35 protein-coding genes and 1 pseudogene are annotated in these 23,950 nt (G+C 41.1%); all 36 read right to left on the bottom strand.

What is annotated here, in order from left to right; translation table 11 throughout:
- Positions 1-335: 335 nt before the first annotated feature.
- Positions 336-698, bottom strand: a complete 363-nt coding sequence (gene rplQ, locus J7I96_RS25710) for a 50S ribosomal protein L17 (RefSeq protein WP_034304973.1) — start codon at positions 696-698, stop codon at positions 336-338.
- A gap of 83 nt (positions 699-781) precedes the next feature.
- Positions 782-1,726, bottom strand: a complete 945-nt coding sequence (locus J7I96_RS25705) for a DNA-directed RNA polymerase subunit alpha (RefSeq protein WP_034304976.1) — start codon at positions 1,724-1,726, stop codon at positions 782-784.
- Positions 1,727-1,903: 177 nt separating this feature from the next.
- Positions 1,904-2,293, bottom strand: a complete 390-nt coding sequence (gene rpsK / locus J7I96_RS25700; protein WP_028390438.1) for a 30S ribosomal protein S11 — start codon at positions 2,291-2,293, stop codon at positions 1,904-1,906.
- 22 nt (positions 2,294-2,315) lie between these two features.
- Complete coding sequence (rpsM, locus tag J7I96_RS25695) at positions 2,316-2,681, bottom strand: 30S ribosomal protein S13 (RefSeq protein WP_034304978.1); 366 nt, start codon at positions 2,679-2,681, stop codon at positions 2,316-2,318.
- A gap of 22 nt (positions 2,682-2,703) precedes the next feature.
- Entirely contained in the window at positions 2,704-2,817 is a 114-nt protein-coding gene (gene rpmJ, locus J7I96_RS25690; RefSeq protein WP_003156543.1) for a 50S ribosomal protein L36, read from the bottom strand.
- 40 nt (positions 2,818-2,857) lie between these two features.
- Positions 2,858-3,076, bottom strand: a complete 219-nt coding sequence (gene infA / locus J7I96_RS25685; protein WP_028390440.1) for a translation initiation factor IF-1 — start codon at positions 3,074-3,076, stop codon at positions 2,858-2,860.
- A gap of 42 nt (positions 3,077-3,118) precedes the next feature.
- Positions 3,119-3,570: pseudogene (locus tag J7I96_RS28235) on the bottom strand (M24 family metallopeptidase); the annotation flags it as partial.
- Positions 3,571-3,641: 71 nt separating this feature from the next.
- Complete coding sequence (locus J7I96_RS25680) at positions 3,642-4,295, bottom strand: adenylate kinase (RefSeq protein ID WP_048677894.1); 654 nt, start codon at positions 4,293-4,295, stop codon at positions 3,642-3,644.
- Positions 4,296-4,353: 58 nt separating this feature from the next.
- Positions 4,354-5,649 (bottom strand): preprotein translocase subunit SecY, encoded by a 1,296-nt coding sequence (gene secY / locus J7I96_RS25675; protein ID WP_034304981.1) that lies wholly within the window; start codon positions 5,647-5,649, stop codon positions 4,354-4,356.
- A complete protein-coding gene (gene rplO, locus J7I96_RS25670) occupies positions 5,649-6,089 on the bottom strand; it encodes a 50S ribosomal protein L15 (protein ID WP_034304982.1) in 441 nt (146 codons plus the stop codon). Before rplO ends, secY begins: the two co-directional genes overlap by 1 nt.
- Before the next feature lie 32 nt (positions 6,090-6,121).
- On the bottom strand, positions 6,122-6,304 hold the full coding sequence (gene rpmD, locus J7I96_RS25665) for a 50S ribosomal protein L30 (RefSeq protein WP_034304984.1): 183 nt from the start codon (positions 6,302-6,304) through the stop codon (positions 6,122-6,124).
- Between the two features lie 16 nt (positions 6,305-6,320).
- Positions 6,321-6,821 (bottom strand): 30S ribosomal protein S5, encoded by a 501-nt coding sequence (rpsE, locus tag J7I96_RS25660; RefSeq protein WP_034304987.1) that lies wholly within the window; start codon positions 6,819-6,821, stop codon positions 6,321-6,323.
- A 22-nt stretch (positions 6,822-6,843) separates the two neighbouring features.
- Positions 6,844-7,206: a 50S ribosomal protein L18 gene (gene rplR / locus J7I96_RS25655; protein ID WP_034304989.1), complete on the bottom strand. Its 363-nt coding sequence runs from the start codon at positions 7,204-7,206 to the stop codon at positions 6,844-6,846.
- 32 nt (positions 7,207-7,238) lie between these two features.
- Positions 7,239-7,775, bottom strand: coding sequence for a 50S ribosomal protein L6 (gene rplF, locus J7I96_RS25650; protein ID WP_048677892.1), 537 nt, complete (start codon positions 7,773-7,775; stop codon positions 7,239-7,241).
- Positions 7,776-7,805: 30 nt separating this feature from the next.
- Positions 7,806-8,204, bottom strand: a complete 399-nt coding sequence (gene rpsH / locus J7I96_RS25645; protein WP_034304995.1) for a 30S ribosomal protein S8 — start codon at positions 8,202-8,204, stop codon at positions 7,806-7,808.
- Between the two features lie 30 nt (positions 8,205-8,234).
- Positions 8,235-8,420 carry a type Z 30S ribosomal protein S14 gene (locus J7I96_RS25640; RefSeq protein ID WP_034304998.1) on the bottom strand — a complete coding sequence of 62 codons (186 nt, stop codon included), beginning with the start codon at positions 8,418-8,420 and terminating at the stop codon, positions 8,235-8,237.
- A 25-nt stretch (positions 8,421-8,445) separates the two neighbouring features.
- Positions 8,446-8,985: a 50S ribosomal protein L5 gene (gene rplE / locus J7I96_RS25635; RefSeq protein ID WP_048677889.1), complete on the bottom strand. Its 540-nt coding sequence runs from the start codon at positions 8,983-8,985 to the stop codon at positions 8,446-8,448.
- 29 nt (positions 8,986-9,014) lie between these two features.
- Positions 9,015-9,326, bottom strand: coding sequence for a 50S ribosomal protein L24 (rplX, locus tag J7I96_RS25630; RefSeq protein WP_034305002.1), 312 nt, complete (start codon positions 9,324-9,326; stop codon positions 9,015-9,017).
- A gap of 43 nt (positions 9,327-9,369) precedes the next feature.
- Positions 9,370-9,738, bottom strand: coding sequence for a 50S ribosomal protein L14 (gene rplN, locus J7I96_RS25625; protein ID WP_034305005.1), 369 nt, complete (start codon positions 9,736-9,738; stop codon positions 9,370-9,372).
- 41 nt (positions 9,739-9,779) lie between these two features.
- Positions 9,780-10,043, bottom strand: coding sequence for a 30S ribosomal protein S17 (gene rpsQ, locus J7I96_RS25620; protein WP_048677887.1), 264 nt, complete (start codon positions 10,041-10,043; stop codon positions 9,780-9,782).
- Positions 10,044-10,061: 18 nt separating this feature from the next.
- The gene (rpmC, locus tag J7I96_RS25615; RefSeq protein ID WP_034305010.1) at positions 10,062-10,265 is read right to left on the bottom strand and encodes a 50S ribosomal protein L29; all 204 of its coding nucleotides are present in this window, start codon (positions 10,263-10,265) and stop codon (positions 10,062-10,064) included.
- Positions 10,255-10,689 (bottom strand): 50S ribosomal protein L16, encoded by a 435-nt coding sequence (gene rplP / locus J7I96_RS25610; protein WP_034305012.1) that lies wholly within the window; start codon positions 10,687-10,689, stop codon positions 10,255-10,257. The genes rpmC and rplP overlap by 11 nt, the downstream gene beginning before the upstream one ends.
- 1 nt (position 10,690) lies before the next feature.
- Positions 10,691-11,347, bottom strand: coding sequence for a 30S ribosomal protein S3 (rpsC, locus tag J7I96_RS25605; protein ID WP_034305014.1), 657 nt, complete (start codon positions 11,345-11,347; stop codon positions 10,691-10,693).
- Between the two features lie 3 nt (positions 11,348-11,350).
- The gene (rplV, locus tag J7I96_RS25600) at positions 11,351-11,692 is read right to left on the bottom strand and encodes a 50S ribosomal protein L22 (RefSeq protein WP_034305017.1); all 342 of its coding nucleotides are present in this window, start codon (positions 11,690-11,692) and stop codon (positions 11,351-11,353) included.
- Positions 11,693-11,709: 17 nt separating this feature from the next.
- Positions 11,710-11,988 carry a 30S ribosomal protein S19 gene (gene rpsS / locus J7I96_RS25595; RefSeq protein WP_034305018.1) on the bottom strand — a complete coding sequence of 93 codons (279 nt, stop codon included), beginning with the start codon at positions 11,986-11,988 and terminating at the stop codon, positions 11,710-11,712.
- 60 nt (positions 11,989-12,048) lie between these two features.
- Positions 12,049-12,879, bottom strand: coding sequence for a 50S ribosomal protein L2 (gene rplB / locus J7I96_RS25590; protein ID WP_034305021.1), 831 nt, complete (start codon positions 12,877-12,879; stop codon positions 12,049-12,051).
- A gap of 26 nt (positions 12,880-12,905) precedes the next feature.
- Positions 12,906-13,193, bottom strand: coding sequence for a 50S ribosomal protein L23 (gene rplW, locus J7I96_RS25585; RefSeq protein WP_170946989.1), 288 nt, complete (start codon positions 13,191-13,193; stop codon positions 12,906-12,908).
- Entirely contained in the window at positions 13,190-13,813 is a 624-nt protein-coding gene (gene rplD / locus J7I96_RS25580; protein WP_034305025.1) for a 50S ribosomal protein L4, read from the bottom strand. The genes rplW and rplD overlap by 4 nt, the downstream gene beginning before the upstream one ends.
- A 25-nt stretch (positions 13,814-13,838) precedes the next feature.
- Complete coding sequence (gene rplC, locus J7I96_RS25575; RefSeq protein ID WP_048677885.1) at positions 13,839-14,468, bottom strand: 50S ribosomal protein L3; 630 nt, start codon at positions 14,466-14,468, stop codon at positions 13,839-13,841.
- Positions 14,469-14,508: 40 nt separating this feature from the next.
- Positions 14,509-14,817, bottom strand: coding sequence for a 30S ribosomal protein S10 (gene rpsJ, locus J7I96_RS25570; RefSeq protein WP_019244375.1), 309 nt, complete (start codon positions 14,815-14,817; stop codon positions 14,509-14,511).
- A gap of 410 nt (positions 14,818-15,227) precedes the next feature.
- Positions 15,228-16,415 carry an elongation factor Tu gene (gene tuf / locus J7I96_RS25565; RefSeq protein WP_054398381.1) on the bottom strand — a complete coding sequence of 396 codons (1,188 nt, stop codon included), beginning with the start codon at positions 16,413-16,415 and terminating at the stop codon, positions 15,228-15,230.
- A gap of 121 nt (positions 16,416-16,536) precedes the next feature.
- Positions 16,537-18,615 carry an elongation factor G gene (gene fusA / locus J7I96_RS25560; protein WP_048677880.1) on the bottom strand — a complete coding sequence of 693 codons (2,079 nt, stop codon included), beginning with the start codon at positions 18,613-18,615 and terminating at the stop codon, positions 16,537-16,539.
- Between the two features lie 44 nt (positions 18,616-18,659).
- Positions 18,660-19,130, bottom strand: a complete 471-nt coding sequence (rpsG, locus tag J7I96_RS25555; protein ID WP_048677878.1) for a 30S ribosomal protein S7 — start codon at positions 19,128-19,130, stop codon at positions 18,660-18,662.
- Positions 19,131-19,171: 41 nt separating this feature from the next.
- On the bottom strand, positions 19,172-19,594 hold the full coding sequence (gene rpsL, locus J7I96_RS25550; protein ID WP_034305038.1) for a 30S ribosomal protein S12: 423 nt from the start codon (positions 19,592-19,594) through the stop codon (positions 19,172-19,174).
- A 104-nt stretch (positions 19,595-19,698) separates the two neighbouring features.
- On the bottom strand, positions 19,699-19,947 hold the full coding sequence (locus J7I96_RS25545) for a 50S ribosomal protein L7ae-like protein (protein ID WP_034305040.1): 249 nt from the start codon (positions 19,945-19,947) through the stop codon (positions 19,699-19,701).
- A gap of 292 nt (positions 19,948-20,239) precedes the next feature.
- The gene (rpoC, locus tag J7I96_RS25540; RefSeq protein ID WP_214925802.1) at positions 20,240-23,836 is read right to left on the bottom strand and encodes a DNA-directed RNA polymerase subunit beta'; all 3,597 of its coding nucleotides are present in this window, start codon (positions 23,834-23,836) and stop codon (positions 20,240-20,242) included.
- Positions 23,837-23,950: the final 114 nt, after the last annotated feature.

Here is a 23,950-nt window from a genome sequence, read left to right as displayed (position 1 = left end):
CTAAACTAATCTCTGCTCACTCAATATAAAAATAGTAGTTTTTCCTTCTGAAAATATAAAAAAACGCTGCACCCCTTCCACCGAAAGAATTTTCGGTAAATTAAGAGCAGCTAACAGCGGGCCTGTTACGAAAAACAGGTTATCTTATAATCGCTTATCAAAAGCGGGAAGGGATGCTTGAGCTAGACGTGAAGGCTCCCCGTATGTACAGGTTCCGCCAGCCATCGTAACACTCAATGCGAATTTCTAAAGTACAGAATTTCTATTAAAAAAAAGAAAAAGGGCATAGAACAAGTGAGTATATTCATTTGTCCCGCCCTTTTTCATCGTTGTTATTAAACTAATTCAATAACCACGACTGGTGCACCGTCACCGCGGCGTGGACCAACTTTCATGATACGAGTGTATCCACCTTGACGTTCTTCATAACGTGGAGCCACGTCACTGAATAGTTTTTGAAGGGCATCTGTGCCATTCTCAGCGTCAGCGATTTCGTTACGGATGAAAGATGCAGCTTGACGGCGTGCATGCAAGTCACCACGTTTACCAAGAGTGATCATTTTATCTACTACAGAACGTAATTCTTTTGCACGTGCTTCAGTAGTTTCAATGCGCTCATGGATAATAAGATCCGTAGCTAAATCACGAAGTAATGCTTTACGTTGTGCGCTAGTGCGTCCTAACTTTCTGTAACCCATTAGAGATTCCCTCCTTTGTTGAAGTTCTATATTGTGTGTCAATAACAAGGCTCACAACATAATGGATTGATTCCGCCATGTTATCAGTCGTCTTTACGAAGACCTAAGCCTAATTCTTCTAGTTTCGCTTTCACTTCTTCAAGTGATTTACGACCTAGATTACGTACTTTCATCATATCTTCTTCCGTTTTATGAGCTAGCTCTTGAACGGTATTGATTCCAGCACGCTTCAAGCAGTTGTAAGAACGAACAGAAAGGTCCAATTCTTCGATCGTCATCTCAAGAACTTTTTCTTTTTGATCTTCTTCTTTTTCAACCATGATTTCAGCATTTTGAGCTTCATCGGTTAAACCAACAAAGATATTTAAATGCTCTGTTAAAATCTTAGCTCCAAGTGCTACCGCTTCTTGCGGACCAGTACTGCCATCAGTCCAAACATCAAACGTTAACTTGTCAAAGTTAGACAACTGTCCAACACGTGTATTTTCAACTTGGAAAGATACGCGTGAAACCGGAGTGTAAAGAGCATCGATTGGAATTACACCAATTGGCTGGTCTTCTCTCTTGTTTTGAACAGCAGGAGTGTAGCCGCGGCCGCGACGTGCAGATAAACGCATACGCATATGACCGTTTTTACCAATTGTAGCAATATATAAATCCGGATTAAGAATTTCTACATCACTATCATGAGTGATATCAGCAGCCGTGATGACTCCGTCACCCTGAACGTCAATTTCCAGCGTCTTCTCTTCATCAGAGTAAATCTTAAGAGCTAGTTTTTTCACATTAAGAATGATAGATGTTACATCTTCCACGACGCCTTCAATTGTTGAGAACTCATGTAGCACTCCATCAATTTGTATAGCTGTGACAGCAGCACCTGGGAGTGAGGATAAAAGGATACGACGTAAGGAGTTACCCAATGTAGTACCATACCCACGCTCTAGTGGCTCTACGACGAATTTACCGTACTTGGTATCGTCGTTGATTTCAACCGTTTCGATTTTTGGTTTTTCTATTTCGATCATCAATAAACCCTCCTTCAAAACGTCAAAACCCCGGCAAGTAAACGAAGTCACTTAAACCGAAATTCCCCATGTATACGTTCCCGCTGTGCGCAACAACTGAAAATTAATCCTCTGTAAGAACGCAAACTCAGTATTATATCCCATTATTGACAGGAATACAAAATCTATACAGAAAAATTAAACACGGCGACGTTTTGGTGGACGGCATCCGTTATGTGGAACTGGAGTTACATCTTTAATTGCAGTTACTTCTAGGCCAGCAGCTTGAAGTGCACGAATGGCAGCCTCACGTCCAGCACCAGGTCCTTTAACTGTAACTTCAAGAGTTTTCATACCATGTTCAATTGATGTTTTAGCAGCTGTTTCAGCAGCCATTTGTGCAGCAAATGGAGTGGATTTACGAGATCCACGGAATCCTAGAGCTCCAGCACTTGACCAAGAAATAGCATTACCATGAGAGTCAGTGATCGTAACGATAGTGTTATTGAAAGTTGAACGAATATGTGCAATACCAGTTTCTATATTCTTTTTCACACGACGTTTACGTGTATTAGTTTTACGTGCCATGAAAAGTAACCTCCTTTACTAATTATTTTTTCTTGTTAGCTACAGTACGACGAGGTCCTTTACGCGTACGAGCATTGTTTTTTGTATTTTGACCGCGAACAGGAAGACCACGACGGTGACGTAAACCACGGTAAGAACCGATTTCCATTAAACGTTTGATGTTTAGGGAGATTTCACGACGAAGGTCGCCTTCTACTTTAAGCTTGTCAATGATATCACGAATTTTGTTCAATTCGTCTTCCGTTAAGTCACGAACGCGAGTCTCTTCAGAAACGCCTGCTTCTGCAAGAATCTTGATCGCTGTTTGTTTTCCAATACCATATATATATGTTAATGAGATAACAATACGTTTGTCACGGGGAATATCTACTCCAGCAATACGTGCCATGCTTGAGTGCACCTCCTTCTATTTAGCCTTGTTTTTGTTTATGTTTAGGGTTTTCGCAAATAACCATTACTTTACCTTTTCTGCGGATAACTTTACACTTTTCGCAGATTGGTTTGACTGATGGTCTGACTTTCATTGCTATCTAACCTCCTTATACAGATCGGAGCGTAACCGGATTATTTGAACCGGTATGTGATTCTGCCGCGAGTTAGATCATACGGGGAAAGCTCAACCGTAACTTTATCTCCAGGCAAAATGCGAATAAAGTGCATACGAATTTTACCGGATACATGAGCTAAAACAGTATGACCATTTTCTAATTCTACCTTAAACATTGCATTTGGCAAAGTCTCTTGTACTGTGCCTTCTACTTCAATTACATCATCTTTCGCCATTAAAGTGATTCTCCCTTCTCTATGCGTGAACCTATTAAAGGTGCACATCTTTCCGTCAACATTACTACAGTCCAATTATCCTCATAAGTCTTACAATTCTGCATCAAGTATTCACCATTTTGTAGAACCAGGCTTTAACTGAGGACCTTTATCAGTTGGACCGAAATGAGGATTTTATGGGTCCTCATGTAAGTCTTGACCGATTCCGTGACCGACATACTCTCGAAATAGAGAAGCAATTAGTCTCGACATAGGTTTGAATAGCATGGGAGATGTTTGAAAGGCGCACGCCTGACATAGCTTCTTTCAACCCTCTATATCACGACTCTTTAGGAATCCCAATAGAGTCACTGCATTTCTTCATCAATTTTGCCGACCGGATATGTCCATGAAGATCACTTAAAAAGTAATCGCCCAATTCAGGGAATACCAAGTACAAGAACCTGATTAATAAATGTGCGAATGCTCTCGCGAAATCCATTATACCCTTTGTATTATAGGAATGCACCAAGTTTAACTAGTAAGTTATAAAAATGGTATGAATTTCATAAATCAATACATATGATTAATTTTGTAAAGCACCAAGCAACACATCGATATCTTCAAATACCTTATTAATATCTTGCTGTCCGTTAATGTTGACCAAGTAACCTTTGTCTCCGTAGAAATCAAGAAGTGGCTTGGTTTGTTTCAAATTCACATCTAAGCGATTTTGAACCGTTTCAGCATTATCGTCGGCACGTTGATATAATTCTCCGCCGCAGCGGTCGCATACATCATCTTTAGCAGGAGGATTGAATACAAGATGGTATGTCGCACCACATGATTTGCAAATACGACGTCCTGTCAATCTTTCCATTAAGATGCTTTTATCAACATCGATATTAATGACAAAATTCATATTGCGATCTAAATCAGTTAGAATGCTTTCAAGTGCCTCTGCCTGTGCCACAGTACGTGGAAATCCATCAAGCAAAAATCCTCTTAGGCAGTCTTCCTTGCTTAAACGCTCACGTACGATGCCAATGGTAACTTCATCAGGTACCAATTCGCCTTTGTCCATGAATGATTTCGCCTTTAGACCTAGGTCTGTTCCATCTTTGATAGCTGTTCGGAACATATCTCCAGTAGAGATATGAGGGATATTATATTTTTCTACGATTTGTTCAGCTTGAGTGCCTTTACCAGCACCCGGCAGACCCATTAACACTAGATTCAATTTTCTTCCCCCTCAAACTCTATAATGGGTAAAGGGAACAAGCCGTTCCCAAAACTCATTACTTTATAAAGCCTTTATAGTGTCTCTTCACAAGTTGTGATTCCAGCTGCTTCATCGTATCAAGGGCAACCCCGACTACGATCAGCAAACTGGTACCACCAATCTGTGCAGATTGAGGCAGATCAGCAAGCTTAATGAAAAATACCGGTAAAACGGCAATGATGGCCAAGAATATCGAGCCTACAAACGTCAAACGGTATAAAACACGTGTTAAATATTCTTGTGTACTCTTACCTGGACGAATCCCCGGCACATAGCCACCTTGCTTTTTCAAATTCTCAGCCATTTGTTCTGGATTAACCTGAATGAAAGCATAAAAATACGCAAAAGCAATGATAAGAGCAACATATATGATCATACCAATTGGTTTGGTGTAATCAAGATTTGTTGAAATCCAGCTAGTCACGCTGTTCTTTCCAAAGAAAGAAGCGATTGTAGTGGGAGTAATGATAAATGCCATTGCAAAGATTACCGGAATAACCCCCGCAGCATTTACTTTCAATGGTAAATGAGTAGACTGGCCACCCATTTGCGTACGACCTACCGCAGCACGTTTCGCATACTGAATAGGAATTTTACGTAATGCCTGCTGAATGAAGATAACAGCAACCACGATTGCTAATACTGCTAAAACAATGAGGATAATCGTTATGATTCGTAAGAATAATTGATCCCCGGCATTTTCAAATTGCTGTGCGTAAATCTGATTTGCCGTAGTAGGCAAACTAGCTACGATACCAGCAAAGATAATGATGGAAATCCCATTACCCACACCCTTAGCAGTGATCAGCTCCCCTAACCACAAAAGAAAAGCTGTTCCTGCCGTTAAGACAGTCGCAATAAGCAAGTATGTTGCAATCCCAGGATTTTCAATCAACTGTCCACCTGACATATTATTGAACCCATAGGACATACCAACTGCTTGGATAAATCCTAGGATAATAGTGAAGTAACGAGTAAATTGAGCTAATTTACGGCGCCCTGCTTCCCCTTGTTTAGACCATTCAGTGAACTTAGGAACAACATCCATCTGTAACAGCTGAACGATGATGGATGCCGTGATGTACGGCATGATACCCATCGCTAATATGGAAAAGTTTTGCAGTGCCCCACCGCCAAAGGTATTTAAAAGCCCGATGACGCTCAGCTGGTCCTGTTCAGCGAGAAAATCGGCATTCACATGCGGTACAGGTATAAATGTACCGATGCGATAGACGATTAACATTAGAAGGGTAAAAATAATCTTATTCCTTATTTCACCCACGCGCATAAAATTGGAGATCGTGCGAAACATTAGATCACCTCTGTATTACCGCCAGCAGCTTCGATAGCTTCTTTAGCAGTAGACGAGAATTTGTGAGCTTTAACAGTAAGCTTTTTCTCAATGCTTCCTTTGGCAAGAATCTTGATTCCTGCTTTTTCTTTACTTACAACCCCAGTCTCAAGTAAAAGAGCTGGTGTTACTTCAGTACCGTCTTCGAAAAGATTCAACGTATCAAGGTTTACGATAGCATAGTCTTTACGGTTGATGTTGGTAAATCCACGTTTAGGTAAACGTCTGAATAGAGGAGTTTGACCCCCTTCAAATCCAAGACGCACACCGCCGCCGGAGCGAGCGTTTTGTCCTTTGTGTCCTTTACCTGCTGTTTTACCGTTACCAGATCCAATACCGCGACCTTTACGTTTACGTTCTTTACGAGAACCTTCTGCAGCTTTTAACTCATGAAGTTTCATGTTGGCACCTCCTTGTTAAGTTAAAAATTATTTTATTGTTCTTTTACAGTAACAAGATGAGCAACTTTGGTAATCATACCGCGAATCGCAGGGTTATCTTCTTGAACAACCGTTTGATGCATTTTGCGTAAACCCAAAGTGTTAACTGTAACACGTTGATCTTCAGGACGACCAATCAAGCTGCGAGTGAGGGTGATTTCTAATTTATTAGCCATAATTCGATTTCCCTCCTTATCCTAACAGTTCTTGTACTGATTTTCCACGTAACTTAGCTACGTCTTCAGCACGTTTCAATTGCTTCAATCCTTCAATTGTTGCGCGAACCATATTAATAGGTGTATTAGTACCTAGTGATTTAGACAAGATATCGCTAACTCCGCCTAATTCAAGTACCGCACGAACAGGACCACCAGCAATTACTCCTGTACCTTCAGAAGCTGGTTTCAATAGAATGTGACCTGCGCCATAGCGACCGTTCACAAGGTGAGGAATAGTAGTACCAACCATTGGTACAGTAATTAGATTTTTCTTAGCATCCTCAATAGCTTTACGGATAGCATCCGGAACTTCTTGAGCTTTACCAGTACCAAATCCAACATGACCATTTTTATCACCAACAACAACTAGTGCAGTGAAACGGAAACGACGTCCGCCTTTAACAACTTTAGCTACACGATTTACTGTAACTACGCGTTCTTCAAGTTCTAATTTATTAGGATCAATGCTACGCATCTGTTATGTCCCTCCTTATCCATTAAAATTCTAAGCCGTTTTCACGAGCAGCGTCAGCCAATGCTTTAACACGACCATGGAAGAGGTAACCACCGCGGTCAAAAACCACAGCTTTGAAACCTTTTTCAACAGCACGTTTCGCAATAAGTTCGCCAACTTTTTGAGCTGCTTCAGCATTGCTACCTGCTTCGATACCGATCTCTTTATCAAGAGTTGAAGCACTTGCCAATGTTACGCCTTTTGCATCGTCAATTAATTGTGCGTAAATGTGTTTGTTTGAACGAAACACATTTAAACGAGGACGAGCTTCTGTTCCAGAAAGCTTAGCACGTACACGCGCATGTCTTTTCTGACGAGTAGCATTTTTATCAAGCTTCGTAATCATTTACGTCACTCCTTTCGTTTACTTATGCGGCATTACTTACCAGTTTTACCTTCTTTACGACGAACGAATTCGCCTTCGTAACGGATACCTTTACCTTTATACGGTTCAGGCGGGCGAACATCACGGATATTAGCTGCTAGAGCTCCTACACGTTCTTTGCTTGCACCTTTGACGATTACTTTTGTATTAGAAGGAACTTCTACTTCAACGCCAGCTTCTGGCTCTATTTCTACAGGGTGGGAATATCCTACGTTAAGGATAAGCTTGTTACCTTGCTTTTGTGCACGGTACCCAACCCCAATAAGTTCAAGTGATTTTACGAAACCTGTTGATACACCTTCGATCATGTTAGAGATAAGCGCGCGAGTAGTACCGTGTAAAGAACGGTGAGTCTTCTCGTCAGACGGACGTGTAACAGTTAACACGTTCTCTTCAACAACGATTGAAAGGTCAGGACTGAATGATCTAGATAATTCACCTTTAGGTCCTTTAACAGTTACTTCACTTCCAGTAACAGTAACTGTTACGCCTGCAGGGATTTCAATAGGTTTTTTACCTATACGAGACATAATGTGCACCTCCATTCTTGTGAAAATGTATTACCAAACGTATGCTAAAACTTCTCCGCCAACTTGTTTAGAGCGAGCTTCTTTGTCTGTTAAAACTCCGTGAGAAGTAGAAACAATTGCGATACCTAAACCGTTAAGAACGCGTGGTACCTCTCCAGTTTTAGCATATACACGCAAACCAGGTTTGCTGATACGTTTTAGACCAGTGATAACACGTTCGTTGTTTGCACCGTATTTTAAGAAGATACGGATGATACCTTGTTTGTTGTCTTCGATTAATTCAAAGTCACGTACGAAGCCTTCACTTTTTAAGATCTCAGCAATTTCCTTTTTGATCTTTGAAGCAGGAACTTCCAGTTTTTCGTGACGAACCATATTCGCATTACGGATGCGAGTAAGCATATCTGCAATAGGATCTGTCATGACCATTATATTTTACCTCCTTCCCAAACTCGGGTTTTACCAGCTAGCTTTTTTAACGCCAGGAATTTGTCCTTTATATGCAAGTTCGCGGAAACAAATACGACAAAGTTTAAATTTACGTAATACAGAATGTGGACGTCCGCAACGTTCGCAACGTGTATATTCTTGTACTTTAAACTTCTGTTCGCGTTTTTGCTTTACGATCATAGACTTTTTAGCCACGATTTCGCCTCCCTTTATTTAGAGATTACTTTTGGAACGGCATTCCAACTTGAGTAAGTAGTTCACGAGCTTCTTCGTCAGTGTTGGCAGTCGTTACGATAACGATGTCCATACCACGAACTTTGCTCACTTTATCGTAATCAATCTCAGGGAAGATAAGTTGTTCTTTAACGCCTAATGTATAGTTTCCACGTCCGTCAAAGGATTTCTTTGAAACGCCACGGAAATCACGTACACGCGGTAAAGATACAGATACTAGCTTATCAAGGAATTGATACATACGCTCACCACGTAATGTAACTTTCGCTCCGATAGGCATACCTTCACGCAAACGGAAACCTGCGATTGATTTTTTTGCTTTTGTTATAACGGGTTTTTGACCAGTGATCAATGTAAGTTCTTCAACTGCTGTATCTAAAGCTTTCGAGTTAGAAACTGCGTCACCCACACCCATGTTAATAACGATTTTCTCAATGTTTGGTACTTGCATTACTGATTGATAGTTGAATTTACCCATCAATGATGGTGTAATTTCACTTTTGAATTTTTCTTTAAGGCGGCTCATTGCTTAGTGTACCTCCCTTCATTTATGACTTATTTATCTAAAGATTCACCTGATATTTTAGCTACGCGTACTTTTTTACCATTTTCGATCTTATATCCAACACGAGTCGGTTTACCTGATTTAGGATCAAGTGGCATTACATTGGATACGTGAATAGCAGCTTCTTTACTGATAATTCCACCTTGTGGATTAAGTTGAGATGGCTTTGAATGCTTTTTCACGATGTTAATTCCTTCAACAAGTACACGATTTTGTTTCGGATATGCAGAAAGAATTGTTCCTTGTTTGCCTTTGTCCTTACCAGAGATGACTACGACTTTGTCACCTTTTTTAACATGCATTAGCTTGGCACCTCCTTGAAAGGCTTTATACAAATTTTACATATTATAGAACTTCTGGAGCAAGAGAAACGATCTTCATGAAACTATTGTCACGTAATTCACGAGCAACAGGTCCAAAAATACGAGTTCCACGTGGGCTCTTATCGTCACGGATAATTACACATGCGTTTTCATCGAAACGAATGTAAGAACCGTCAGGACGACGCATACCACGTTTTGTACGGACAACAACAGCCTTAACGACTTCACCTTTTTTAACAACGCCTCCTGGTGTTGCCTGTTTAACTGTACAAACGATGATATCACCGATGTTTGCAGTCTTACGGCCTGAACCACCTAGGACTTTAATTGTTAGCACTTCACGAGCACCTGAATTGTCAGCGACTTTTAAACGAGATTCTTGTTGAATCATGTACGGTACCTCCCTTCGGAATTAGCTTAATCCGAACTAGATTAAATGATTACTGCTTTTTCTACTACTTCTACAAGACGGAAGCGTTTTGTAGCTGAAAGTGGACGAGTTTCCATGATACGTACTACGTCGCCTGCTTTAGCTTCGTTTAGCTCGTCATGAGCTTTAAACTTTTTAGAATATTTCACGCGTTTACCGTATAAAGAATGCTTTTTATAGGTCTCTACAACAACTGTAACTGTTTTATCCATTTTGTCGGATACTACGCGTCCAGTGTAGATTTTGCGTTGGTTGCGTTCGCTCATTCTGCAAACCTCCATTCATTATCGATTAGTGACACCGATTTCTCTTTGACGAACAACTGTTTTCATACGAGCAATCGATTTGCGAACTTCACGGATGCGAGCTGTATTTTCAAGTTGTCCAGTAGCTAACTGGAAACGAAGATTAAATAGTTCTTCTTTAAGAGATTTTAGTTTTTGTTCAATTTCAGCAGTGGTTAGATCTTTGATTTCATTAGCTTTCATTTGTTTCACCACCAATTTCCTCTCTTTTTACAAACTTGCATTTGATTGGAAGTTTGTGTGCTGCAAGGCGCAATGCTTCTCTTGCCACCTCTTCAGATACACCAGAGATTTCAAACATGACTTTGCCCGGTTTAACAACTGCTACCCATCCTTCAGGAGCACCTTTACCGGAACCCATCCGTACTTCAAGCGGCTTAGCTGTGTAAGGTTTGCTTGGGAAGATTTTGATCCAAACTTTACCTCCACGTTTCATATAACGAGTCATCGCAATACGAGCTGCTTCGATTTGGCGGTTCGTGATCCAGGAAGCTTCTTGAGCTTGAAGTCCAAATTCTCCGAAGTGAACTTCAGTGCCGCCCTTAGCCATCCCTCTCATCTTACCGCGGTGTTCACGACGGTATTTTACGCGTTTTGGCAATAACATATTATTTTCCTCCTTCCTCAGATTTCTTCTTAGTAGGAAGAACTTCTCCACGGTAGATCCAAACTTTCACGCCTAGCTTACCGTAAGTAGTATCTGCTTCAGCATGAGCATAGTCTATGTCTGCACGAAGTGTGTGAAGTGGAACTGTTCCTTCGCTGTAATGTTCAGCACGAGCAATATCAGCACCGCCAAGACGACCAGAAACTTGAGTTTTGATTCCTTTTGCTCCAGAACGCATAGTACGTTGGATAGCTTGCTTTTGAGCACGACGGAATGAAACACGGTTTTCTAATTGACGAGCGATGTTTTCTGCAACCAATTTTGCGTCAAGATCTGCTCTTTTAATTTCGATGATATTGATATGAACTCTTTTGCCAGTCAACTGGTTCAAAGCTTTACGAAGTGCTTCGACCTCAGTACCGCCTTTACCGATAACCATTCCTGGTTTAGCAGTGTGGACAGATACATTGATACGGTTAGCTGCACGCTCGATTTCAACTTTTGAAACAGAAGCATCATTTAGACGTTTCGCGATATATTCACGAACTTTGATGTCTTCATGCAAAAGAACTGCGTAGTCTTTATCAGCGTACCATTTGGATTCCCAGTCACGGATTATCCCGATACGCATACCGATTGGATTTACCTTTTGACCCACAGATTACCCCTCCTTCTTTTCTGATACAACGATTGTAATATGACTAGTACGTTTGTTAATTGCACTCGCACGACCTTGAGCGCGAGGACGGAAACGTTTTAATGTTGGTCCTTCATTAACGTATGCTTCTGAAACGACTAGGTTATTAATATCCATTTCGTAGTTATGTTCTGCATTTGCGATAGCAGATTTCAGAATTTTTTCTACGACTGGAGAAGCAGATTTTGGTGTTAAGCGAAGAATCGCCACTGCTTCACCTACTTGTTTTCCTCGAATTAAATCTGCGACTAAACGCACTTTACGAGGAGCAATACGAACTGTTTTAGCGACAGCTTTAGCTTGCATGAGATGCCCTCCTCTCATTAACGTCTTGTTTTCTTGTCATCACTTGCGTGACCTTTATAAGTGCGTGTAGGCGCGAATTCGCCTAGTTTGTGACCTACCATATCTTCTGTTACATAAACCGGCACGTGCTTACGACCGTCATAAACGGCGATTGTGTGTCCGATGAATTGCGGGAAGATTGTTGAGCGACGAGACCAAGTTTTTACTACCTGTTTCTTGTCAGCTTCATTTAATTTTTCAACTTTTACCAATAAATGATCATCAACAAAAGGTCCTTTTTTTAAGCTACGACCCATGCGAGTACCTCCCTTCGTGACTGTTCTACGGTTCTATTTATGAACCGTAGCTCAATCCCGTTATTTTTTACGACGACGTACGATAAATTTATCGGATTTATTTTTCTTCTTACGAGTTTTGAATCCAAGAGTAGGTTTACCCCATGGAGACATTGGTGATTTACGTCCGATTGGCGCTTTACCTTCACCACCACCGTGTGGGTGATCATTCGGGTTCATTACAGATCCACGAACTGTTGGGCGTTTACCTAACCAACGGTTACGGCCAGCTTTACCAATGTTGATAAGTTCATGTTGTTCATTACCGACTTGACCGATTGAAGCACGGCAAGTAGCAAGAATCATACGAACCTCACCTGAGTTTAAACGTACAAGTACATAACGGCCTTCTTTACCAAGTACTTGAGCAGATGTACCTGCTGAACGGACTAATTGTCCACCTTTTCCTGGTTTAAGCTCGATGTTATGAATTACTGTACCAACTGGGATGTTAATTAGAGGTAGTGCGTTACCCACTTTGATGTCAGCTTCTGGACCTGACATAACTTCCAAACCTACTTCTAGGTTTTTCGGAGCTAGGATATAACGTTTTTCTCCATCAACGTAATTAATTAATGCAATGTTTGCAGAACGATTTGGATCGTACTCAATAGTAGCAACGCGTCCTGGTATACCATCTTTATTCCGTTTGAAATCGATGATACGGTATTGACGCTTGTGGCCGCCACCTTGATGACGAACTGTTAACTTACCTTGGTTATTACGGCCGCCTTTGCTGTGTAAAGGAGCAAGTAATGATTTTTCCGGTTTGTCTGTAGTGATCTCAGCAAAATCGGAAGTTGTCATATTACGTCGACCGTTAGAGGTAGGTTTATACTTCTTAATCGCCATTTGTATTTCCCTCCTTCTCTAATGAATTAAGCCTCGAATAGCTCGATTTCTTTGCTGTCAGCAGTTAATTTAACAATAGCTTTACGGCGCTTGTTAGTATAGCCTGCATGTTTGCCCATGCGTTTGAATTTACCTTTGTAGTTCATGATGTTTACTTTCTCAACTTTAACGCCGAAAATTTCTTGAACAGCATCTTTAACTTGAGTTTTATTAGCTCTAACATCAACTTCAAAAGTATATTTCTTTTCAGCCATTATGTCTGAAGAGCGTTCAGTGATTACGGGGCGCTTAATGATATCGCGTGCATCCATTATGCAAGCACCTCCTCTACTTTTTCGACAGCTGATTTAGTCAAGATCAATTTGTTGTGTGAAACAACATCAAGAACATTAAGACCATCAGCTTCAACTACAGTAACACCAGGGATGTTACGTGCAGAAAGAGCAACTTTCTCATCTAAACCGTCAGTAACGACTAACGTTTTAGTATCTACAGAAAGGTTTTTAAGTACCGCTACAAACTCTTTTGTTTTTGGAGCTTCGAAAGACAAGCTTTCAAGTACCAAAATGTTCTCTTCCAATGCCTTTGCAGACAATGCAGATTTAATAGCTAAACGACGTACCTTTTTAGGTAGCTTGTAAGCGTAAGATCTTGGAGTTGGTCCAAAAACAACGCCACCGCCACGCCATTGTGGAGAACGGATAGAACCTTGACGCGCACGTCCAGTTCCTTTTTGTTTCCAAGGTTTACGTCCACCGCCTGCAACTTCAGAACGGTTTTTAACTTTATGAGTTCCTTGACGTAAGGAAGCTCGTTGCATGATGATTGCTTCAAATAATACGTGATTATTAGGTTCGATACCAAAGATGGATTCATTTAGTTCGATGTCGCCAACTTGTGAACCTGTTTGGTTGAACAATGTAACTTTTGGCATTCTATTGCTCCTCCTTTCTCAGAAATTACTTTGCTTTAACAGCAGATTTAACTTTGATCAATGCTTTTCTAGCACCAGGTACATTACCTTTGATCAATAGTAGGTTACGTTCAACATCAACTTTAACGATAGCTAAGTTTTGAACAGTGATTTGATCTCCACCCATACGTCCTGGTAAAAGTTTACCTTTGAATACGCGGTTTGGAGCTACAGGACCCATTGAACCTGGGCGACGGTGGTAACGAGAACCATGAGACATAGGTCCGCGAGATTGTCCATGACGCTTGATAGAGCCTTGGAAACCTTTACCTTTTGAAATTCCTGATACATCTACTAAATCGCCTTCAGCGAAAATACTAACATTGACTTCTTGACCGATCTCATATTCAGTAAGATCCGTTCCGCGGAATTCGCGAATGAAGCGCTTAGGAGTAGTATTTGCTTTTTCAACATGGCCCTTTTCAGGTTTGTTAGAAAGCTTTTCACGTTTGTTTTCAAAACCAACTTGAACTGCTTCATAGCCATCAGTTTCAACAGTTTTCTTTTGAAGAACCACGTTATTAGCAGCTTCGATAACTGTTACCGGAATAAGTTCACCGTTTTCAGCAAAAACTTGAGTCATACCGATTTTTCTTCCTAAGATTCCTTTGGTCATAAGTCACACCTCCTAGAGTAATTGTTCATATTTATATGAATTATAATTTGATTTCAATGTCAACGCCTGACGGTAAATCTAAACGCATCAATGAATCAACTGTTTGTGGAGTTGGATTAACGATGTCGATTAGACGTTTATGCGTACGCATTTCGAATTGTTCGCGAGAATCTTTGTATTTATGAACCGCACGTAGGATCGTGTAAACCGATCTTTCAGTAGGTAATGGAATCGGACCAGATACAGCCGCACCAGAACGTTTTGCAGTTTCAACAATTTTCTCAGCAGATTGATCAAGGATTCTGTGATCATATGCTTTTAAACGGATACGAATTTTTTGTTTTGCCATAATTTTCCCTCCTTTTCGCCTATTTTAAAATAGACCTTCTCAATGGAAATTTCCCACACACTCGCCATGGCAAAGCGGCCGGGTGTGTCAGCAACCTTCCATATCATCGCAGTCAAAGACCAACATTGTCTATTTTACATATAACACAAGTGAAATGCAAGTCAAACTTAGATTTTTTCTTGTGCAACACACTTTTATTATTATACATACTATCACAAGTATTTACAAGTACATTCTACGCGGTCTTTCGTATCCATTTTCTTCATTTGAAATTATCAAGAAACCCATTAAATAAACTCCAGTTATTATAGAAGAAAGAATGAATATTCTTTACAAAAAGAAAAGAAGCAGATGGCGTCCCATCTGCTTCTTCCGGAAGGCGTCCCTTCCAATATTGTTTTATCAATCAATTATTCTTGGATTGTAGCAACTACGCCAGCGCCTACAGTACGTCCACCCTCACGGATAGAGAATTTAGTACCTTCTTCGATAGCGATTGGAGCGATAAGTTCTACAGTCATTTCGATGTTGTCTCCAGGCATAACCATTTCTACGCCTTCAGGAAGGTTACAAATACCAGTTACGTCAGTTGTACGGAAGTAGAACTGAGGACGGTAGTTTGTAAAGAATGGAGTGTGACGTCCACCTTCTTCTTTAGAAAGAACATAAACTTCAGCTTTGAACTTTGTGTGTGGAGTGATAGTGCTTGGTTTAGCAAGAACTTGTCCACGTTGGATATCTTCACGGGATACACCACGAAGAAGTGCACCGATGTTGTCACCAGCTTCAGCATAGTCAAGAAGTTTACGGAACATTTCAACACCAGTTACAGTTGTTGGTTTAGACTCTTCGTTGAAACCGATGATGTCAACAACGTCACCGACTTTAACTTGTCCACGCTCAACACGACCAGTTGCAACTGTTCCACGACCAGTGATTGAGAATACATCCTCAACTGGCATCATGAATGGCTTGTCAGTGTCACGAGTTGGTTCTGGGATGTACTCGTCAACAGCTGTCATTAATTCATGAATTTTTTCTTCCCAAGCAGCTTCTCCTTGAAGAGCTTTTAGGGCAGATCCTTTGATAACTGGAATGTCATCGCCAGGGAATTCGTATTCAGATAGTAGATCACGGATTTCCATTTCTACTAATTCAAGAAGTTCTTCGTCATCTACCATGTCGCATTTGTTCATGAATACTACTAGGTATGGTACACCTACTTGACGAGAAAGAAGGATGTGCTCACGAGTTTGTGGCATTGGGCCATCAGCAGCAGATACTACTAGGATTCCGCCGTCCATTTGTGCAGCACCTGTGATCATGTTTTTAACATAGTCAGCATGTCCTGGGCAGTCAACGTGTGCATAGTGACGAGTAGCTGTTTCGTACTCAACGTGTGCAGTAGAGATTGTGATACCACGTTCTCTTTCTTCTGGAGCACCATCAATTTGGTCATAAGCGCGAGCTTCAGCTCCACCAGATTTAGCAAGTACAGTTGTGATTGCAGCAGTTAGAGTTGTTTTACCATGGTCAACGTGACCAATTGTTCCAACGTTAACGTGCGGTTTTGAACGATCAAATTTAGCTTTTCCCATTAGGAATTCCTCCTTAAAATTATAAATAAAAAATTAAGTATATAGGGGCTGTGAAAGAAGACTAATTCTTCCATCACAGCTTACATAAGATAGTTATACTTTAATAAGAGATGAAAATCAATTATTCACCTTTATTTTTTTTGATGATTTCTTCAGAAATGCTCTTAGGTACTTCTTCATAATGATCGAAGTGCATAGAGAATGTTCCGCGTCCTTGAGTGTTAGAACGTAAAGATGTAGCATATCCGAACATTTCAGATAGTGGAACCATCGCTTTAACCATTTGCGTGTTGCCGCGAGCTTCCATACCTTCTACACGACCACGACGAGATGTGATATCTCCCATGATGTCGCCTAGGTAATCTTCTGGAATAACTACTTCCACTTTCATGATCGGTTCAAGGATGACAGGACTACATTTAGATGCCGCATTTTTAAGTGCCATAGATGCAGCGATTTTAAATGCCATTTCATTGGAGTCAACGTCATGGTAAGATCCGTCGAATAATTTAGCTTTGATGTCGACTAGCGGGTAACCAGCAAGTACACCACGGTCAAGTGAATCAACTAATCCAGCTTGTACAGCAGGGATATATTCACGTGGTACTACACCACCTACGATAGCATTTTCAAATTCGAATCCTTTACCTTCTTCGTTTGGACCAAATTCGATCCATACGTGTCCGAATTGTCCACGACCACCAGATTGGCGAACGAATTTACCTTCAACTTTAGCTGAACCACGGAAAGTTTCACGGTATGCTACTTGAGGAGCACCAACGTTTGCTTCCACTTTGAATTCGCGACGCATACGGTCAACAAGGATGTCCAAGTGAAGTTCACCCATACCAGCGATGATCGTTTGACCAGTTTCTTGGTCAGTATGCGCACGGAATGTTGGATCTTCATCTTGAAGCTTTTGTAAAGCTTGAGACATTTTGTCTTGGTCTGCTTTTGATTTCGGCTCAACTGATAGAGAGATAACTGGCTCTGGGAATACCATGGACTCAAGAATTACTTGGTTCTTGTCATCACATAGAGTATCTCCAGTTGTAGTATCTTTCAAACCAACGGCTGCTGCTATATCTCCTGCATATACAGTAGAAATTTCTTCACGGCTGTTTGCGTGCATTTGAAGGATACGTCCAATACGCTCACGTTTTCCTTTAGTTGAGTTGATTACATAAGATCCTGATTCTAGTGTACCAGAGTACACACGGAAGAATGTAAGTTTACCAACGTAAGGGTCAGTCATAACTTTAAACGCTAAAGCAGAGAACGGTTCAGAATCATCTGAATGACGTTCAACTTCATCTTCTGAATCCGGTAATGTACCTTTGATAGCTGGTACATCCAATGGAGAAGGAAGGAAGTCGATAACGTTATCAAGCATTAATTGAACACCTTTGTTTTTGAAAGCCGATCCGCAGATAACTGGGAAGAATTCAACATTAACGGTTGCTGTACGGATGGCTGCTTTTAATTCAGCAATGCTGATTTCTTCGCCGCCAAGGTATTTTTCCATTAAGTCTTCATTAACTTCTGCTACTGCTTCAATTAACTTTTCACGGTATTCTTCAGCTAATTCCCGGTGTTCTTCAGGAATTTCACCGATAGTGATATCAGTTCCTAGGTCATTACCGTAGAAATGAGTTTTCATTTCAATTAGGTCAATGATTGCAGAGAATTGATCCTCTGCTCCGATTGGTAACTGAACTGGGTGAGCGTTAGCTTGTAAACGATCGTGGATAGTTCCAACTGAATACAAGAAGTCTGCACCGATTTTGTCCATTTTATTTACGAATACGACACGTGGTACACCGTAAGTTGTAGCTTGGCGCCAAACCGTTTCAGTTTGAGGCTCAACACCTGATTGGGCATCAAGTACAGCTACAGCTCCATCAAGTACGCGCAAAGAACGTTCAACTTCAACTGTGAAGTCTACGTGTCCTGGTGTATCGATGATGTTTACACGGTGACCTTTCCACTGCGCAGTTGTTGCAGCGGAAGTGATCGTGATTCCGCGTTCTTGTTCCTGTTCCATCCAGTCCATTTGTGAAGCACCTTCGTGCGTTTCACCAATTTTGTGAATTTTACCAGTGTAATATAGAACACGTTCTGTTGTTGTCGTTTTACCAGCATCGATGTGAGCCATGATACCGATATTACGAGTGTTTGCTAAGGAGAACTCTCTTGCCATTTGTCTTTCTCCTTCCTTCTATAAGGATTTTATAGTGATTAATCTTACCAGCGATAATGAGCGAAAGCTTTGTTGGCTTCAGCCATTTTGTGTGTATCTTCACGTTTCTTAACTGCTGCTCCAGTATTGTTGGCAGCATCCATGATTTCATAAGCTAAACGCTCTTCCATCGTTTTTTCTCCACGAAGGCGAGAGTAGTTTACTAACCAACGAAGTCCTAGAGTCGATTTACGGTCTGGACGCACCTCAACTGGTACTTGGTAGTTAGCTCCACCCACACGGCGTGCTTTTACTTCTAGTACAGGCATGATGTTTTTAAGTGCTTGATCGAAAACTTCGATCGGCTCATTGCCAGTACGTTCTTTGATTAAATCAAATGCAGAGTAAAGAATTTTTTGTGATTTACCTCTTTGTCCATCAACCATTAATTTGTTGATTAAGCGAGTCACAAGTTTTGAATTATATATTGGATCTGGTAATACGTCTCTTTTCGTTACAGGTCCTTTACGAGGCATTATATTTCCTCCTTTCAAGAAAGTTCAATTTTGGTTTTAGATTATTTTTTTGCTGCTTTCGGACGCTTAGTACCGTATTTAGAACGGCCTTGCATACGATTGTTAACTCCAGCTGTATCAAGAGCACCACGTACGATATGGTAACGTACCCCTGGTAAATCTTTTACACGTCCGCCACGGATAAGAACCACGCTGTGTTCTTGTAGGTTGTGACCGATACCTGGGATATAAGCTGTTACCTCGATACCGTTTGTTAAACGTACACGCGCATATTTACGTAACGCGGAGTTTGGTTTTTTCGGTGTCATAGTACCCACACGAGTGCAAACACCACGTTTTTGCGGAGATGATACGTTAGTTTGTGCTTTTTTAAAGCTGTTGTAGCCTTTGTTAAGTGCTGGAGATTTTGAATTAACCTCTTTAGACTCGCGTCCTTTACGCACTAATTGATTAATAGTAGGCATTACATTTTTCCTCCCTTCACGTTTTCATTTCTAGTACCACACATCCAGGTGGTTCATAAATGGGTAAAAACAAAGTCTTTGCAAATATTATTGCAAAAACATTTTTACTTTTTAATGGCAACAGTTGCTGCTCCGACATCAATACCACATGCTTTGCCAAGCATTCTCATCGAATCAACATATGTGATAGGAACATCCAATTCTTTGGCGGTCTCAACGACACGCCCAGTCAAGTATATATCTGCATCATCAGCGATGATAACTTCTTGAATTAAATTGTTTTTAAGAGCTCTAACTGCTTGCTTCGTCCCTATAATCACTGACTTTGCCTGTATTACTTTTTCATAAGACATGGTCCATATCCTCCAAAGTTACAGGGTAACATAGGAGCACCTTTGCTATAGTATCATTATAAGTCGGATACTGTCAACTTCTTTCAAAAAAATAATTCAAGCAAAAGGTTTTCCTTACATAATTCTATTAAGATTTTCAATTTGCCCAAACGGAAATTATCAAATTCTCATAGGCTTTTCAGCCGGCCTTTAGTAATAAGAGAGACCAGCTCAATAAATTCTGATCCTTCATCTCCTATAGGAAACGGGAGTGTGGTTTTCAGTTTAAATTATTGAGCTGGTCCTTTTTCCATTAATCCACTGTTACTGTATCGGCACTTTCGTCAACAACGACAGGGTTTGCTTTTCTGTATCTAAGCATTCCCGTTCCTGCAGGGACAAGTTTACCGATGATGACATTTTCTTTAAGCCCAAGCAATTCATCACGTTTTCCTTTTATTGCTGCATCAGTCAAGACCCTAGTTGTTTCTTGGAATGACGCGGCGGACAAGAAGGAATCCGTTTCAAGAGATGCTTTTGTGATACCTAGCAATACAGGACGGCCTGTTGCCGGTAATTTGTTGGTCAACAATGCATCAGTGTTTGCAGTAGTGAACTGGTTGACATCCAATAATGTTCCTGGAAGCACTTCAGTTTCACCTGCATCAAGCACACGGACTTTACGCATCATTTGTCTAACCATTACCTCGATGTGCTTATCACCAATTTCAACACCTTGCATCCGGTATACTTTTTGAACTTCATGAAGCAGGTATTCCTGAACAGTAAGCACGTCTGTAACCTTCAGCAATTCTTTCGGATCGATGGAACCCTCTGTCAACTCTTCACCACGACGGACAGGTGTATCGACAGTTACTCTTAAACGTGCTGTGTACGGCGCAGTATATGTGCGTGATTCAACAGCACCTTGAACGACGATTTCCTGTTGTTTATCCCGGATTTCATTGATGGAAACAATCGTTCCTTCAATTTCGGAAATGACAGCTTGACCTTTAGGGTTTCTTGCTTCAAATATTTCTTGGATACGAGGAAGACCTTGAGTGATATCGTCCCCAGCAACCCCACCTGTATGGAATGTACGCATCGTCAACTGTGTACCAGGTTCTCCGATTGATTGAGCGGCAATGATACCGACTGCTTCGCCCACTTCAACTTCTTGACCGGTAGCCAAGTTGCGACCATAACATTTTTTACATACACCATGGCTGGTGTTACATGTAAAGGCAGAACGAATCCATGCCGTTTCGATTCCAAGTGATTCAATATAGTTAGCAAGATCTTCAGTAATAAGATCATTTTCAGCCACGATTACTTCATTTGTTTCTGGATGTCTGATCGCTTTTCTTGCATAACGGCCAACTAGGCGCTCTTCAAGATGCTCAATTATTTCAGTACCCTCTCTCAAGGCTGAAATTTTCAAGCCGCGGTCCGTTCCACAATCGTCATCACGGATGATGACATCTTGGGCAACGTCAACAAGTCGACGGGTAAGGTAACCGGAATCGGCCGTTTTAAGCGCTGTATCGGCAAGACCTTTACGAGCACCATGTGTAGAGATGAAGTACTCCAACACTGTTAAACCTTCACGGAAACTTGATTTGATCGGTAATTCAATGATACGTCCAGCCGGGTTGGCCATCAAACCACGCATACCAGCAAGCTGCGTAAAGTTGGAAGCATTACCACGGGCACCGGAATCACTCATCATGAAGATTGGGTTGCGTCGGTCCAGGGAGTCCATAAGTTTGGACTGAATGGTATCCTTGGCAGCACTCCAAATCGAAATGACGCGATCATAACGCTCATCCTCAGTAATAAGACCGCGTCTGAATTGTTTCAAGACGTTATCCACTTTGGTTTGAGCCTCAGTAATGATTTCTTGTTTTTCTTTTAAAACGACAATATCAGCCACACCAACGGTAATACCAGCTTTTGTCGAATATTTGAATCCAAGATCTTTCATCCGGTCAAGCATTTTGGATGTTTCGGTAATTTTAAAGCGTTTAAAGACTTCCGCGATGATATTTCCAAGAATTTTCTTCTTGAAAGGATCGATAGCAGGTTGGGACTTAATCAATTCAGGGATATTAGCGCCCTTTTCCACAAAATATTTCTCTGGAGTTTTGGTTTCCAGATTATAACGTGTCGGTTCGTTAATATACGGGAATGATTTAGGTAAAATTTCATTGAAGATCAATTTTCCAACAGTCGTAATTAGAAGTTGGCCGTTTTGTTCTTCAGTGAATGTTTCATTAGTTAGTGACGATGCATGTACGGCACAACGGGAATGTAAGTGTACATATCCGTTTTGGTATGCAAGTAATGCTTCACTTGTATCTTTAAAGATCATACCCTCACCGATAGCGCCTTCTCTTTCCAACGTTAAGTAATAGTTACCTAATACCATATCTTGAGAAGGTGTAACGACAGGTTTACCATCTTTAGGGTTCAAAATGTTCTGTGCTGCAAGCATAAGCATGCGTGCTTCGGCTTGTGCTTCAGAAGATAGAGGAACGTGGACCGCCATTTGGTCACCGTCAAAGTCAGCGTTGTAAGCTGTACATACGAGCGGATGCAAACGAATTGCGCGACCTTCAACCAACGTTGGTTCAAATGCTTGGATCCCAAGTCTATGAAGAGTCGGTGCACGGTTCAATAGTACTGGGTGTTCTCTAATGACTTCTTCTAGGACATCCCATATTTCAGGAGATAAACGTTCAATTTTGCGCTTAGCGGATTTGATGTTATGCGCCAGACCTCTTTGAACAAGCTCCTTCATTACGAATGGTTTGAATAATTCAATCGCCATTTCTTTCGGAAGACCACATTGGTACATCTTTAGGTTTGGTCCGACTACGATAACGGAACGGCCAGAGTAATCAACACGTTTACCAAGAAGGTTTTGACGGAAACGACCTTGTTTACCTTTTAACATGTGAGATAAAGATTTTAACGGACGGTTACCTGGTCCAGTTACCGGACGGCCACGACGGCCATTATCGATAAGAGCATCGACAGCTTCTTGCAGCATACGCTTCTCATTTTGAACGATAATGCTTGGTGCTCCAAGGTCCAGTAATCTTTTCAACCGATTATTACGGTTGATAACACGGCGATATAAATCATTTAAATCAGATGTGGCAAAACGTCCTCCATCAAGTTGAACCATAGGACGAAGCTCCGGTGGAATGACCGGAAGCACGTCAAGGATCATCCATGAAGGCTCATTTCCGGAGTTACGGAATGCTTCAAGCACTTCCAAGCGTTTGATTGCACGGGTTCTGCGTTGTCCTTGGGCTGTTTTAAGCTCCTCTTTCAACGACTCTACTTCCTTTTCCGTATCAATATCTTGTAATAGTTTCTTAATAGCTTCCGCACCCATGGCAGCTTGGAATTTCTTACCGTATTTTTCACGGTATGTACGATATTCCTTTTCAGAAAGAAGCTGTTTCTTTTCTAAAGTCGTATCGCCCGTTTCAGTTACTACGTAAGATGCAAAGTAAATAACTTCTTCCAAAGCCCGTGGAGACATATCAAGAACAAGTCCCATACGGCTAGGAATTCCTTTAAAATACCATATGTGTGAAACTGGTGCTGCCAGCTCAATATGACCCATACGCTCACGACGCACCTTAGCACGGGTGACTTCAACGCCACAACGGTCACAGACTACGCCTTTATAACGAACACGTTTATATTTTCCGCAATGACATTCCCAGTCCTTTTGAGGTCCAAAAATTCTCTCACAGAATAAACCGTCTTTTTCTGGCTTTAACGTACGATAGTTGATTGTTTCTGGTTTTTTAACTTCTCCATGGGACCAAGAACGAATCTTGTCTGGTGAAGCAAGACCAATTTTCATATACTCAAAATTATTAACGTCTAACAAGGGGCCTACCTCCCTTTTAATCTCCAGGTTTAACCCTTGATTGCCGTCACGTTATGAGGCAATCTTACACCGGATGATGGTTGATTGAATCAATAAGGCTCTAACAAGGCAGCA

Origin of the sequence: Bacillus sp. ISL-78 (assembly GCF_018613455.1) — a bacterium.
Lineage (GTDB): Bacteria > Bacillota > Bacilli > Bacillales > DSM-1321 > Peribacillus > Peribacillus frigoritolerans.
Note: the sequence above shows the minus strand (reverse complement) of the source record. Positions and strands in the feature narration are given on the sequence as shown.